The 12,291-nt window shown below is 51.4% G+C and carries 13 protein-coding genes and 1 pseudogene; 5 read left to right on the forward strand and 9 right to left on the reverse strand.

Annotation, left to right across the window (positions count from 1 at the left end):
- The 3 genes and pseudogenes from A3848_RS12355 to A3848_RS12365 form a co-directional block, all read left to right on the forward strand.
- A pseudogene (locus tag A3848_RS12355) lies at positions 1 to 370 on the forward strand (transposase); the annotation flags it as partial.
- Between the two features lie 93 nt (positions 371 to 463).
- Positions 464 to 958: a phage integrase central domain-containing protein gene (locus A3848_RS12360; protein WP_167374691.1), complete on the forward strand. Its 495-nt coding sequence runs from the start codon at positions 464 to 466 to the stop codon at positions 956 to 958.
- Positions 959 to 1,001: 43 nt separating this feature from the next.
- Complete coding sequence (locus A3848_RS12365) at positions 1,002 to 1,514, forward strand: site-specific integrase (RefSeq protein WP_256702357.1); 513 nt, start codon at positions 1,002 to 1,004, stop codon at positions 1,512 to 1,514.
- A gap of 58 nt (positions 1,515 to 1,572) precedes the next feature.
- On the opposite strand, the gene spoIIM is transcribed toward A3848_RS12365, so the two are convergent.
- The 3 genes from spoIIM to A3848_RS12380 all read right to left on the reverse strand — a co-directional run bounded on the left by spoIIM (position 1,573) and on the right by A3848_RS12380 (position 4,036).
- Complete coding sequence (gene spoIIM, locus A3848_RS12370; protein ID WP_074085250.1) at positions 1,573 to 2,205, reverse strand: stage II sporulation protein M; 633 nt, start codon at positions 2,203 to 2,205, stop codon at positions 1,573 to 1,575.
- A gap of 74 nt (positions 2,206 to 2,279) precedes the next feature.
- Complete coding sequence (locus A3848_RS12375) at positions 2,280 to 3,473, reverse strand: endonuclease Q family protein (RefSeq protein ID WP_074085251.1); 1,194 nt, start codon at positions 3,471 to 3,473, stop codon at positions 2,280 to 2,282.
- Complete coding sequence (locus tag A3848_RS12380) at positions 3,464 to 4,036, reverse strand: NUDIX domain-containing protein (RefSeq protein ID WP_074085252.1); 573 nt, start codon at positions 4,034 to 4,036, stop codon at positions 3,464 to 3,466. Before A3848_RS12380 ends, A3848_RS12375 begins: the two co-directional genes overlap by 10 nt.
- A 77-nt stretch (positions 4,037 to 4,113) precedes the next feature.
- Between A3848_RS12380 and A3848_RS32295 the strand changes: the two genes are divergently transcribed.
- Positions 4,114 to 4,290, forward strand: a complete 177-nt coding sequence (locus tag A3848_RS32295; protein WP_178381987.1) for a hypothetical protein — start codon at positions 4,114 to 4,116, stop codon at positions 4,288 to 4,290.
- 110 nt (positions 4,291 to 4,400) lie between these two features.
- Here A3848_RS32295 and A3848_RS12385 read toward each other — a convergent pair whose 3' ends face one another.
- The gene (locus tag A3848_RS12385) at positions 4,401 to 5,528 is read right to left on the reverse strand and encodes a tripeptidase T (protein WP_074085253.1); all 1,128 of its coding nucleotides are present in this window, start codon (positions 5,526 to 5,528) and stop codon (positions 4,401 to 4,403) included.
- Between the two features lie 96 nt (positions 5,529 to 5,624).
- Here A3848_RS12385 and prli42 point away from each other — a divergent pair, with 96 nt between their 5' ends.
- On the forward strand, positions 5,625 to 5,726 hold the full coding sequence (prli42, locus tag A3848_RS31720) for a stressosome-associated protein Prli42 (protein ID WP_143186211.1): 102 nt from the start codon (positions 5,625 to 5,627) through the stop codon (positions 5,724 to 5,726).
- Positions 5,727 to 5,808: 82 nt separating this feature from the next.
- On the opposite strand, the gene lipB is transcribed toward prli42, so the two are convergent.
- The 5 genes from lipB to lpdA form a co-directional block, all read right to left on the reverse strand.
- Entirely contained in the window at positions 5,809 to 6,531 is a 723-nt protein-coding gene (gene lipB / locus A3848_RS12390; RefSeq protein WP_074085254.1) for a lipoyl(octanoyl) transferase LipB, read from the reverse strand.
- Between the two features lie 61 nt (positions 6,532 to 6,592).
- A complete protein-coding gene (locus A3848_RS12395; protein ID WP_074085255.1) occupies positions 6,593 to 8,029 on the reverse strand; it encodes a dihydrolipoamide acetyltransferase family protein in 1,437 nt (478 codons plus the stop codon).
- Between the two features lie 424 nt (positions 8,030 to 8,453).
- A complete protein-coding gene (locus tag A3848_RS12400; RefSeq protein ID WP_074085256.1) occupies positions 8,454 to 9,440 on the reverse strand; it encodes an alpha-ketoacid dehydrogenase subunit beta in 987 nt (328 codons plus the stop codon).
- 3 nt (positions 9,441 to 9,443) lie between these two features.
- A complete protein-coding gene (locus tag A3848_RS12405) occupies positions 9,444 to 10,475 on the reverse strand; it encodes a thiamine pyrophosphate-dependent dehydrogenase E1 component subunit alpha (RefSeq protein ID WP_074085257.1) in 1,032 nt (343 codons plus the stop codon).
- 247 nt (positions 10,476 to 10,722) lie between these two features.
- On the reverse strand, positions 10,723 to 12,144 hold the full coding sequence (lpdA, locus tag A3848_RS12410; protein WP_074085258.1) for a dihydrolipoyl dehydrogenase: 1,422 nt from the start codon (positions 12,142 to 12,144) through the stop codon (positions 10,723 to 10,725).
- Positions 12,145 to 12,291 lie beyond the last annotated feature (147 nt).

Below are 12,291 nucleotides of genomic sequence, written 5' to 3' on the forward strand. Positions count from 1 at the left end.
AGCCGTGCGAGAGAATATTCCTTTCATGTGGCTGGCCGGACGGCAGCGCCCCAACTTTCGAACTCTTAATCGCTTCCGTTCCCAGCGGATGAGGAATGTCCTCGAAACGGTATTTACCGCCGTGCTTCAGTTTCTGGCTGACGAAAAATACGTGTCTCTGGAGCATTATTTTGTGGACGGCACTAAGATCGAGGCGAATGCCAATCGCTACACCTTTGTTTGGGGCAAAGCGGTCAGCAAACACAAAGCGAAATTACAGGAGAAGGTACACGCTCTGTTTGCTGACATTGAAGCGGCAGAGCACCAAGAAGAACAGGAGTTCCAGGGAAAGGACCTCGCCGAATTCGGAGAATCTTGTGAGATGAACAGTGGCGGGTAGTTTTGTGATTTTGTATGAGGCGACATTTAAAAATTAATAGCATCGTCAACCGCCTCCATAGGCAGAATCAGCCGTGTCACGCCTTTGCCATGCCGCCAGGCAACGCGGGAAGGCAAACAGACATCTTTCAGTGATGCTGCCCAGGAATGGCTTGCAGACTACTCCAGAACCGAAGTTAAGTCAAGCTCCATTCGTCTAAGAACAAAAACATTGAAAGTGCTGGAAAAACATATTTCTAAGATCAACATTGATCAAGTTACACATCGGCAATATAAAAAAATACTAAACGATCTGTTTGATGAAGGATACTCAAAATCTTATTTGAAAAGCATACACGTTTGTGCGAATATGATCTTCGAATGGGCAATCCTAAATAATCTACGAGATGATAATCCGTGTAAAGGCGCAAAAATACCACAACGTGTACAGACAGTGGATGATATTGAAAATAGTTTGATCACCGAGAAATTTCTGGAGAAGAATGAAATCCAGGAGTTTTTAGCAGAGGTACGTAAAAGAGGATTGTACGGTGATTTAGAAGCCTTCTATTTGCTAATTTACTCGGCCTTCGTCTGGTGAGTTGTGTGCATTGAAGTGGTCAGACCTCAATTTTAGCACAGGGATGTTACGTATTAGCAAAACGCTATACAGTCCCGAAAGCAATATGTACAAGATTGAAATCACACCACCCAAAACAAATGCTGCAATACGAAATTTTGATTTGGATGATGTAATTATTAAGATGCTAAAGGCATATAAAGCAGACCAAGAAGAACGCCAAAAGCGCTATAAGCAAGTGAACGACGATTTCTATGATGAAAAATATATGTTTTCTCGTCCAAACGGCAGACCCTTAAACCAAAAGTTTTTGTTAAATCGTATGGATCGATTACTGAAACGGACAACTATTACTAAACATGCTACACCCTATATATTTCGACACACACACATCAGTATGCTCGCTGAGGCAAAGGTTGACCTAGCGGTTATCATGCAGCGGGTAGGACACGATGATTCAAAAACCACGTTAAAAATTTATACGCACGTTACAGCTGTCATAACCAGTGATGCATCGAATAAAGTGAAGATACACTTTGATAACATCATTAATCCTAAGAAATCGCCGGAAATGTGATTTTTGCGTGATTTTTGTTAATCAGATAAACACCTCAACTCGCAATACGCCAGTGTTTTCAGGCATTACTAACAAGCATCGGCGTCACCCAGCGCATCATCGATGGCGTCACCCAGGCTTCAAAACCGGAGACGCCCAGCACCAGCACCGCCAGTCCAAGGGAAAGCAGGGTGTACATGGCGAATGGCCGGGTTACCGGAGAGCGCCGCTGACCCAGCACCCGGCTGCGGATCATCAGCAGGGAAAAAGCAATCGCTGCCGCGCTGCCTACCAGCAGTACCGGAATCAGCACGAGATTATGCGGCGCAACCGAGACCAGCGCGAACAGCATGCCATGCCAGGAATACTCGCTGACCAGAGTGCCGACGGTAAAGCCGATAAGCACACCTTTGAGAAAATCAAGAATCAGAATGCCGGGCAGTCCGATCACAGACAACCCCAGAATCCAAATCAGACCGATCCACTTCAGATTCAGCGCAGCAATGTCCCAGTAAGAATCCGGTGCTGTAGGAAGCCCCTGCTGATCAACGGTGACGAAGAAATTCCCCAGGTAATCCCCAAGCTCCTGCTGCTGATCCAGCGTCAGTGCACTCACAATCAAAGCCCCGAAAACGACCCCAACCAAAAACAATACCGCGACAAAAATATAAAGAGGCGTCTGTTCCTTCATCATCAGCCGTAAACTGCGCATCGGGACGTTCTCCTTTCCGGTCATATGTTACACCATATGAAGAAACGTCCCACTCTATGACTTGTCCGCTGCCGTTAGCTTTTCACTACCTTGCCGTAGGTCCCTCCGCCGCCCGACGACAGCGCAAGCGTGCCGGAACGGGCTCTCACAATCTGCGATGCCAGATCTGCTCCGGCAACAGCGGCCAATTCCGCCTCACCGGCAGAGTGCAGGATTCTCATCTCGGTGCCAAAAGCCTGCAGCAACAGCTCCAGCTTGCGCTTGCCCAGCCCCGGAATAAACTCCAGCGGCACCTGATAATGGTACGCTGGCCGATGTGGAGGAATTAAAGGCTCTTCGCGGTCTGCAATCGCCAGAATCCGGTCTAACACACCTTGCACCAGCTTTGGGCTACCGCAATACGGACAACGCTCCGAAGTGGCATATGCCTCGTCAACGATACTGCCACAGCCCGCACAATAGGTACGGTGATACTTGCCGAGCCGCGGATTCAACCCATAGTTGGCGCTGACCCTGCGCCCTTCCTGACGCGCCAGCGCGAGCCGCAACTCAGCGAAAGAGGGCTTTTCCATCTCAATCACATTATACTCGCGGCCGATTTTACCAAGTGAATGGGCATCGGAGTTGGTCAGGAAGGTGTAAGGGTCAAGCTCGGATATATAACCTGCCATTCCCGAATCGGCGCTCAGCCCTAGCTCCACCGCAGCAATCCTCTCCAGGTCAAATAGTTCGGCCATTCGTTCAGCGGCACACCCATACAGTCCTTTATGGGGGGTGAAAATATGTGCCGGAATGAGTATCCCGCCCCGCCCGCAGATCTCATCCTGCAGCTGCCGGGCCGGAACATACAGCCGCTGGGAGCTCAGGTTAATGTTGCGCATATGCTTGCTCATCCAGTTGCTGAATGCCTCCATCGCCGTAAGATCCGGCAGGAAAGCCAGGACATGACACTCTTTACGCCCGGGCTCACGGATTTCGATTTCCGTTCCCAGTACAATCGTCGTTCCCTGGTAAGCGATCCCGCCTCCTTCTGCTTCGCTCATCTCACCTGAGGCCAGCAGTGTACGGATATCCGCCTGAACTCCCGGCGCATGGCTGTCGATAATGCCGATCAGCTCCATTCCTTTGCGCTGCGCCGCCTCTTTGGCGATGTTAGCAAAAGTAAGGCTGCTGCTTCCGCTGATTTTGACAGCTTGCCCTTCCGATGTCCGCCCGATATGCACATGAAGGTCGCAATAAAAGCCTTGAAGCTTAGCTCCTAGTGCCATTGGCCTGTAAGCGTATATAAATGCCAGGCGTAGACGGCCATCATGGTTTTGGCGTCGGCAATTCGCCCATCCGCGATGTATTGATACGCTTCCTCCAGTGTCAGCTCCGAGACCTCCAGAAACTCATCATCATCCAGCGACATATCTCCCGTCTGGGCATTGTCCGTGACATACAAGTGGATGATTTCATCCGCAAAACCGGGAGAAGTATAGAACGACTTCAGCAGCTTTAGCTCACCGCTATGAAAACCCGTTTCTTCCTGAAGCTCCCGCTCGGCTGCCACCAGCGGATCTTCACCTATATCCAGCTTGCCTGCTGGAATTTCCACTTCGGTGCGGTGCATCGGCTGACGGTACTGCTCAACCACCAGCATTTTACCCTTGTTCAGCGCCAGTACGGCTACAGCCCCCGGATGCTTCACGACCTCGCGCGTTGCGGTATTGCCATCAGGCAGTTTGACAGTATCCACCTGCAGCGAAATGATTTTACCTTCAAAAATCGGCTGTGTGGATAAAGTTTCTTCGTCCAGTGCGGGATTGCGTTTGATTTCATCATTTTTCATAGGTTAATGGTCTCCTTTGGCTTCAATCTGCATAGGGTGTATTATAGCAAACTTAAGAGGGAAGAAGGAATGCAGGCATGAATGATATCCTTGTCCATACAAGCTCATCCGCCGTCGCAATGGTAGGCAGACCGGAGCAAATTAAGGCTGTGATAGCCGGGTGGATACAGCAATATGGACGTGATATGCCGCTGGCCTATATCCTGCTGCTGCATTCTGAAGAACGGAACCATAATGCGAACAAGGCCGGATAATCTCTTGGTGTTCATCAGGGTGAGTAAACATAAGGAGCTGTTCCCGGGGATGGACCGGAGACAGCTCCTTCATGTATGTCACGCAGCAACCTAAGCTGCCCGTGGCTGGATCAGCCTTTTACACTTTCCTTCACAATAGCAACAACGAGTTCGGCCACCTTCGCGATATCCTCGGCTTTGATCCGCTCTTTGGTCGTATGGATATTTTGATAGCCGACCGCCAGGTTTACCGTTGGAACCTTCAATCCGTTGAACACATTGGCATCGCTGCCGCCGCCCGACGCGAACAATCTTGGGGACAGCCCAAGTGATGTAATCGCACGTTCCGCCAGCTTCACTACCGGATCATGCTCATTGAAGCTGAATGCCGGATAGATAATTTCACTGCGGAACTCACTTTCCGCACCGTATTCGCGGGCCGTAGTCTCCAGCGCTTCACGCATGGAAGCAATCTGCCGCTCTACCTTTTCCTGCACAATACTGCGCGCTTCGGCATCCAGCTGCACATGGTCACAGACCACATTTGTTGGGCCGCCTCCGGCAAATTTGCCGATATTGGCTGTTGTCTCCTTGTCGATGCGTCCAAGCTTCATCGCCGAGATAGCTTTGCTGGCGACTTGAATCGCGCTGATTCCATCCTCCGGATTCACGCCAGCATGAGCGGATTTGCCAAAAATCTGCATGGTCACCTTCGCCTGGGTCGGTGCAGCGACTGCTATCGCTCCCACTTCACCGTTGGAGTCCAGGGCAAAGCCGAACTCGGCATCCAAATGGCTCGGGTCCATGTTCCGGGCACCCAGCAGCCCTGACTCTTCACCTGCGGTAATGACAAACTGAATCTGTCCATGAGGCAGTTTTTGCTCCTGAATCACGCGAATGGCTTCGAACACAGCAGCGAGTCCAGCCTTGTCATCCGAGCCAAGAATTGTGCTGCCATCGCTGGTAATCCAGCCGTCTGCGCCCAAGGAAGGCTTAATATTTTTACCCGGAACCACGGTATCCATATGGCAGGTGAACAGCATCTTAGGGGCAGAAGTCCCCTCCTCGGCTGGCCAGGTCACGAATAAATTGCCTGCTCCATGACCCGTGCGTTCTTTGGAATCATCTTCAATGGCGGTAAGGCCCAGGGCGCTGAATTTTTCTGTGAGCACATCGGCAATCTGCCGTTCGTTTCCTGTTTCACTATCTACACGGACAAGCTCCATGAATTCCTGAATCAAGCGGTCTTGTGAGATCATTGGACTTCCCTCTCTTTCACGGATACGTTACAATAACAGTATTGTGCTAAACCTTCCATACGCTTCTAACTTAAACTAATTTCAAAGGAGTCACTCATGCAACGTCAAAAATGGTTCCGCATCGTTATCTATGTTATGCTGATCGCCATGATCGCCTCTACCGTACTCTTCGTCCTTGAGCCCTTCCTGGCCGGCTGATCATCCCCTTGGCCCGTTAATAATAGCGTCCGGATGCTCCGGGCGCTATTTGACTTGAGCGTACCTGAGAATGCTCGTCGGCTTAATCGGTCTGCAGCGAATCCGCCTGAAGTACAGCATCAGACATCTCATAAGGAAAATACTTCAGGAAATAGGGAATCAATTCTCCGGCTACCTCCCGGAGTTCAAACGGACGCCCGGCGCATTCCTCCAGTGAGGTGACTCCATACTCGGTAATCCCGCAAGGAATGATCCCCTGAAATCCCTGTTCCCCGATTCCCGCTGTAATATTGAACGCGAACCCGTGGCTGGTGATAAAGCCTTTGCGGAATTTACTTTTATTGAATTTGACTCCAATGGCACAGATTTTCTCATCGCCAACCCACACACCCGTATATTCCGGTTTGCGGCTGCCTTCAATGCCGTAAGAAGCCAAAAAATCAATAATTACAGACTCCAGACGGCGCAGATAGCCGTGCAAATCCACCTTGCCATCCACCCCAAGCTTCAGCAGCGGGTATCCAACCAGCTGGCCGGGACCATGATATGTAATATCTCCTCCCCGGTCGATTTCAAACAGCGAAATGCCTTTTTGCTTAAGCTGTTCGGCACTGAGGAGAAGATGTTCAGGATGATGCTGGGAGCCGATGGTATAGGTTGGCGGATGCTGCAAAAGAATCAGCCGCTCCGGCCCTGTACCGGCATCAATTGCCTGAACAGCCTCCTTTTGCAGCTCCCAGGCCGCCCCGTATTCCATCAGCGGAAGATATGAAACTTCCAGTAAACTTAGATCCGTGCTGCTCATGCTCTCAGGTCCCCTTTGTATTACAGTCTCCTGTTACAGGGTTATACCATTCATTCATTAATTAATACACCTTCGTATCCGGTGTATAACCCTCCACATTCTCCTTGACACGCTGCAGGAACCGTCCAGAAATAACGCCGTCCAGAATCCGGTGATCCAGTGACAGACAGATATTAGCCATGGAACGTACGGCGATCATATCGTTGATCACAACAGGTTTTTTCACAATGGATTCGAAGGTAAGTATAGCTGCCTGCGGGTAATTGATGATCGGATAGGACAGAATCGAGCCGAATGAACCGGTATTGTTCACTGTAAATGTGCCGCCCTGCATATCCTCCAGACGCAGCTTGCCTTCACGGGTCTTCATAGCCAGCTCGTCGATTTCGCGGGCAAGTCCCGCAACATTCTTCTGATCGGCTTTTTTGATAACCGGCGTCATCACTGAATCCTCAGTACCGACAGCCAGCGAGATGTTGATGTCGCGTTTGACGATAATTTTATCAACAGCCCATACCGAGTTCATGATCGGGTAATCCTTAATGGCACTTACGACAGCTTTCATCAAGAAGGCCAGATAAGTCAGGTTAATACCTTCTTTGCGTTTGAACTCATCCTTCAGCTTGTTACGCAGCATGACCAGATTGGTCACATCCACTTCGATCATCGTCCAGGCATGCGGAATCTCGGAGACACTCTGACGCATTCTTGTTGCAATCGTGTTGCGGATTGGGGTTACGTCGATCAGATACTCCGAACTGCTGCCCCGTCCCCCCTCTACCTCAATTGTAGGAATACGCGGTGTTTCACTTAGATGAAGCCCTGAATGGCGGACTGGTACCATTGCATCCTGTACTTCTTCCTGAATCCCCTGGATCGCAGGCTGCTGCGAAACTTCCGGTGCCTGCTGTCCAGCAGAGGCTGCTGGGGTAACAGACAAGCCAGCGGCGGATGCGCCGCCGTTATCAAGGAACGTCAGCACGTCCTTGCGCGTAATGCGCCCGCCAAGGCCGGTCCCCGGCACCGCCGTGAGATCAATGCCGTGCTCCGCGGCAAGGGTCTGCACCGCCGGTGAATACCGGGAGCGCATCGGTGCGGATGCGTCAAACGCAGCAGCCGGCACCGGTGGTCTGCCCGCTGCTGGCGCTTGATTGGGCGCCGGACGGGTCACGGATTGCGCTTGCGGCGCAGCATTCGCAGTAGGAGCGGCCGCTGGAGCAGCCGGTGCGCTTGATGCGGCAGGTGCAGCTACGGCTATGCGTGCAATCACCTCTCCTACGCTCACGGTCTGTCCTTCTTCCGCCAGCAGCTCCACCAGTGTGCCATCTACGGTGGCAGGCAACTCCGCATTGACTTTATCCGTAATCAGATCACAGAGCGGTTCGTACTGCTCGATGGAATCCCCTGGCTGCTTCAGCCATTTACCGATCGTCGCCGACACCAGCGACTCCGCCAGCTGCGGCATAATCACATCGGTCAGCATTGTGTTGTCAGACATAATGTCACTCCTTAAAGTTTTGTAAGCATATGCTTACAGATAGTACTTCGTACAAAACTCACTTCGGAAGCATTCGCTTAAGTTTTGTAAGCATATGCTTACAGATAGTTCTTCGTACAAAACTCGGCGAATTCTCTGAGAGCTATAAGATTCAACAAGAAATCAGGTTAGATTCTTAAGTTCACTCTATATTAAGTGGAAAAAGTAAAACTAATTTGCTGTAATCCTGGCTAGATAAGGTTTTAGTGGGATTTTGTACATCTAATTCATGCCTATTCATTACATACTGGGTTTTTCAGCCGGATTAGTGGTACTTTTTCCCACTTGGTTACTCCACAAGCTGAATGAGTCCAATTCATGATACTTTTTCCACTAACGATGACTGCCTTTTGTTTTTTCAAGTTCGGTCCAACTGGTATGAAACTTAGTACTGTGCAAGGCGCAGCATTTCCGCTTTCACTTTATCCTTGCTCAGCATGAAGAACTTCTCCATCGGCGGGCTGATGGGCATCGCCGGCACGTCCGGTCCGCAGAGACGGAAGATCGGCGCATCCAGCTCGAACAGGCAGTGTTCTGCGATAATTGCCGCCACTTCTCCGCCGATGCCACCGGTCTTGTTGTCCTCGTGAACAATCAGGACCTTCCCGGTCTGGCGGGCAGCGGCAATAATGGCCTCGCGGTCCAGCGGCTGCAAGGTGCGCAGATCAAGGATATGTGCAGTAATGCCTTCCTCGCGCTCCAGCTCTTCCGCAGCCTGCATGGCAAAATGCAGCGGCAGACTGTACCCGATTACTGTAATATCGCTGCCTTCACGTAGCAGATTTGCTTCACCGATCGGAACGGTGTAATCCCCTTCAGGCACATCTTCCTTAATCAGCTTATAGCACTTTTTGTTCTCGAAGAAGAGGACCGGATCAGGATCACGCACAGCTGCCTTCAACAGCCCTTTGGCGTCATAAGCCGAGTACGGTGCTACTATCTTAAGCCCTGGCGTCCCGAAGAAAATCGATTCCGGGCATTGCGAATGGTACAGTCCGCCGAAGATCCCCCCGCCAATAGGAGCACGGATCACCACCGGACAGCTCCAGTCGTTATTGGAGCGGTAGCGGATTTTGGCAGCTTCGCTGATGATCTGGTTAGTCGCCGGAAGCATGAAGTCAGAATACTGCATTTCAGCAATCGGCTTCATCCCGTACATCGCTGCACCGATAGCCACGCCGGCTATGGCGGATTCTGCCAGCGGCGTATCCATGACGCGTTCTTCCCCGAACTGCTCCTGCAGCCCTTTGGTGGTGGTAAAGACTCCACCCTTAACGCCGACATCCTCGCCGAGCACGAACACCGATTCATCGCGCTCCAGTTCTTCCTTCATTGCCAGCCGGATGGCATCGATATATTCCATAATCGCCATGGGTTAGGCTCCTCCCTTGAGGTCAGATTCACTGTATACATGCAGCAGCGTATCTTCCGGTTTCGGAAACGGCGCATTTTCAGCGTATTCAATGGCTGCCTTCAGCTCCAGATTGTATTCTGCAGCCAGATCACGTTCCTGCTCGTCACTCCAGAGTCCAAGTTCAATCAAGTAGGTGCGGAAGGCGGCAATGCCGTCTTTTTTCCAGTTGGCATCCACTTCCTCCTTCGTCCGGTAAGCCAGATCATTATCCGAGGTGGAGTGCGGAGATAAGCGGTACATCATCGCCTCAATCAGGGTCGGGCCTTCACCGGCTAGCGCACGCTCACGCGCTTCCTTCACCACGCGGTACACCTCCAGCGGATCATTGCCGTCTACCTGGATACCCGGGAAGCCGTAGCCCAGTGCACGGTCGCTGACTTTACCCCCAAGCTGCTTGTGGGCCGGAACCGAAATTGCATACTGGTTGTTCTGGCAAAAAATGATGACCGGCAGCTTATTCACCCCGGCGAAATTGCACGCTTCATGGAAATCCCCCTGGTTGCTGGAGCCTTCCCCGAAGGTGACAAATGAAACGAATTTCTTCTTCTGCATTTTGGCTGCCAGGGCAAAGCCCACGGCATGCGGCACCTGTGTGGTCACCGGACTTGACCCGGTCACAATCCGCAGGCGTTTACTTCCGAAATGGCCCGGCATCTGCCGGCCTCCGCTATTAGGGTCTTCGGCTTTGGCGAACACAGACAGCATCAGTTCACGCGTTGTCATACCCACAGTCAGCACAAAGGCATAGTCACGGTAATAAGGTAAAAAATAGTCATTTTCCCGGTCCAGCGCAAAAGCTGCTGCTACCTGGGCCGCCTCCTGGCCGATCCCGGAGACATGAAAGTTGATCTTCCCGGCGCGCTGAAGCAGCAGGCTGCGTTCATCGTACTTCCGCCCGAGCTGCATATATCTGTACATATCGATGACCTGGCCGTCACTGAGTCCAAGCGGCTTATGTCTGTTAACGGTTTCTACAGTACCTTGGGATTCCATATGAGGTACCTCCTAAAAGTTTGTTAAGCGATGCTTCCTTGATTTTCTTCGTACAACTTGCATCAAGCGGCATACACTCAAGCTAATCTGTGCCTGATCTTAAAACCAGGTACTAAATCGTACTCCAGTCCATTATAATCCCTTTTCCTCTAAAAAGAAAAGCCACGAAAAGCCGGTTTGGAGCTGTTTTGACGCATATGGCGCCTTCAGCTCCGCCCGGCATTCCCGTGGGGGCATTCATCGTTTCTTAGAATCCGATTGCTCTTCCATCCACAGCGAGCATAGCTTCGCCAATGATCTCGGAAAGTGTAGGATGGGCATGAATCGCTTCCCCGACTTCCCAAGGTGTGGCATCCAGCAGCTGTGCCAGTGCCGCTTCCCCGATTAGATCCGTAACATGGGGACCGATCATCTGCACACCGAGAATATCTCCGCTGCTCCGGTCGGCAACGACTTTGACGAAGCCATCCTTCATTCCGTAGACAATCGCTTTTCCGATGGCCGAAAACGGGAACTTACCAGTGACCACATCCGCTCCAATCGCCTTGGCCTCTTTTTCCGTATACCCTACGCTCGCCACTTCAGGACGCGTGTAGACACAGCGCGGAACCAGGTGCGGGTGATAGGGATGAAGCTTCTCCCCCGCCAAATGGTTCACTGCACGTATTCCCTCATGACTTGCAGCATGGGCCAGCTGGAGTCCGCCGATGCAATCGCCGATCGCATAGATATGCGGTTCATTAGTCTGCATGTTGCCATTAACTTCAATTACACCTTTATCAAAATGAATATCAGTATTCTCCATACCAATATTCTCAATATTGGCCACTCTGCCTACAGATACCAGAAGCTTCTCCGCCGTCAGGGTCTGGACCTGTTCACCCTTACGGGCTTCAATAGTAACTCCCGATTCTGAAATTACACAGGTCTCAGCATCTACAGTTGTCCCGGTTAGCACCTTCACGCCGCGTTTCTTCAACAGCCGCAGCAGTTCGCGGGCGATCTCCTCGTCTTCGAGAGGCAGTAATTGTCCTGCCGCTTCGACCACAGTGACCTGCACGCCAAAATCAGCCAGCATCGAAGCCCATTCCACACCGATGACTCCGCCGCCCACAATAATGATCGAGGCTGGCAGTTCTTCCAGTGTCAACGCTTCTTCGCTGCTCAGTATAACCTTGCCGTCCGGCTTCAGACCGGGCAGCACGCGTGGACGCGAGCCGGTTGCCACAATGAGATTGCCGGAAACCACAGTCTCCATCTCGCCATTCTCCAGCTCCACTGCCACGGCCCCGCTGCGCGGAGAGAAAATCGAAGGGCCAATAATGCGTCCTTTTCCCTTCAGCACCTGGATTTTATTTTTACGCATCAGAAACTGCACACCCTGATGCAACTGCTCGACCACAGCTTCCTTGCGGGCCTGCACCTTCGGGAATACCAGCTGCACCCCCGCAGTCTCGATGCCATAACTCTCACTCTCTTGTATTTCAGCGTATACCTCGGCACTGCGCAGCAGCGATTTGCTTGGAATGCAGCCGCGGTGCAGACAGGTTCCGCCCAGTTTGTCCATTTCAATGACAACGACAGATTTTCCGAGCTGAGCTGCGCGGATCGCCGCCACATAACCTCCGGTACCTCCGCCAAGAATGGCCACGTCACATGAAATCGTCATATATGTATCCTCCATTCATCACTCGTAAGTTCTAAATTAACCTATTACATTGTACTCTCTTTTATCCCCATAACAAAGCTTACAAACGTCATATATACATGGACTTTTACCCGTTGAAGCGTTATCATATGGGTGAATTCAATGGGA

Source organism: Paenibacillus sp. P32E, from assembly GCF_001909085.1.
Classification (GTDB): domain Bacteria; phylum Bacillota; class Bacilli; order Paenibacillales; family Paenibacillaceae; genus Paenibacillus_AQ; species Paenibacillus_AQ helianthi.

What these genes read in the sequence shown, in the direction of transcription:
- A3848_RS32295 (WP_178381987.1), top strand. Translation starts at nt 4,114, where the DNA reads ATGAATGATATCCTTGTCCATACAAGCTCATCCGCCGTCGCAATGGTA.
- A3848_RS12400 (WP_074085256.1), bottom strand. Translation starts at nt 9,440, where the DNA reads ATGGCGATTATGGAATATATCGATGCCATCCGGCTGGCAATGAAGGAA.
- lipB (WP_074085254.1), bottom strand. Translation starts at nt 6,531, where the DNA reads ATGAGCAGCACGGATCTAAGTTTACTGGAAGTTTCATATCTTCCGCTG.
- A3848_RS12365 (WP_256702357.1), top strand. Translation starts at nt 1,002, where the DNA reads ATGTTACGTATTAGCAAAACGCTATACAGTCCCGAAAGCAATATGTAC.
- spoIIM (WP_074085250.1), bottom strand. Translation starts at nt 2,205, where the DNA reads ATGCGCAGTTTACGGCTGATGATGAAGGAACAGACGCCTCTTTATATT.
- A3848_RS12405 (WP_074085257.1), bottom strand. Translation starts at nt 10,475, where the DNA reads ATGGAATCCCAAGGTACTGTAGAAACCGTTAACAGACATAAGCCGCTT.
- A3848_RS12375 (WP_074085251.1), bottom strand. Translation starts at nt 3,473, where the DNA reads ATGGCACTAGGAGCTAAGCTTCAAGGCTTTTATTGCGACCTTCATGTG.
- A3848_RS12385 (WP_074085253.1), bottom strand. Translation starts at nt 5,528, where the DNA reads ATGATCTCACAAGACCGCTTGATTCAGGAATTCATGGAGCTTGTCCGT.
- lpdA (WP_074085258.1), bottom strand. Translation starts at nt 12,144, where the DNA reads ATGACGATTTCATGTGACGTGGCCATTCTTGGCGGAGGTACCGGAGGT.
- A3848_RS12395 (WP_074085255.1), bottom strand. Translation starts at nt 8,029, where the DNA reads ATGTCTGACAACACAATGCTGACCGATGTGATTATGCCGCAGCTGGCG.
- prli42 (WP_143186211.1), top strand. Translation starts at nt 5,625, where the DNA reads ATGCAACGTCAAAAATGGTTCCGCATCGTTATCTATGTTATGCTGATC.
- A3848_RS12380 (WP_074085252.1), bottom strand. Translation starts at nt 4,036, where the DNA reads ATGAAAAATGATGAAATCAAACGCAATCCCGCACTGGACGAAGAAACT.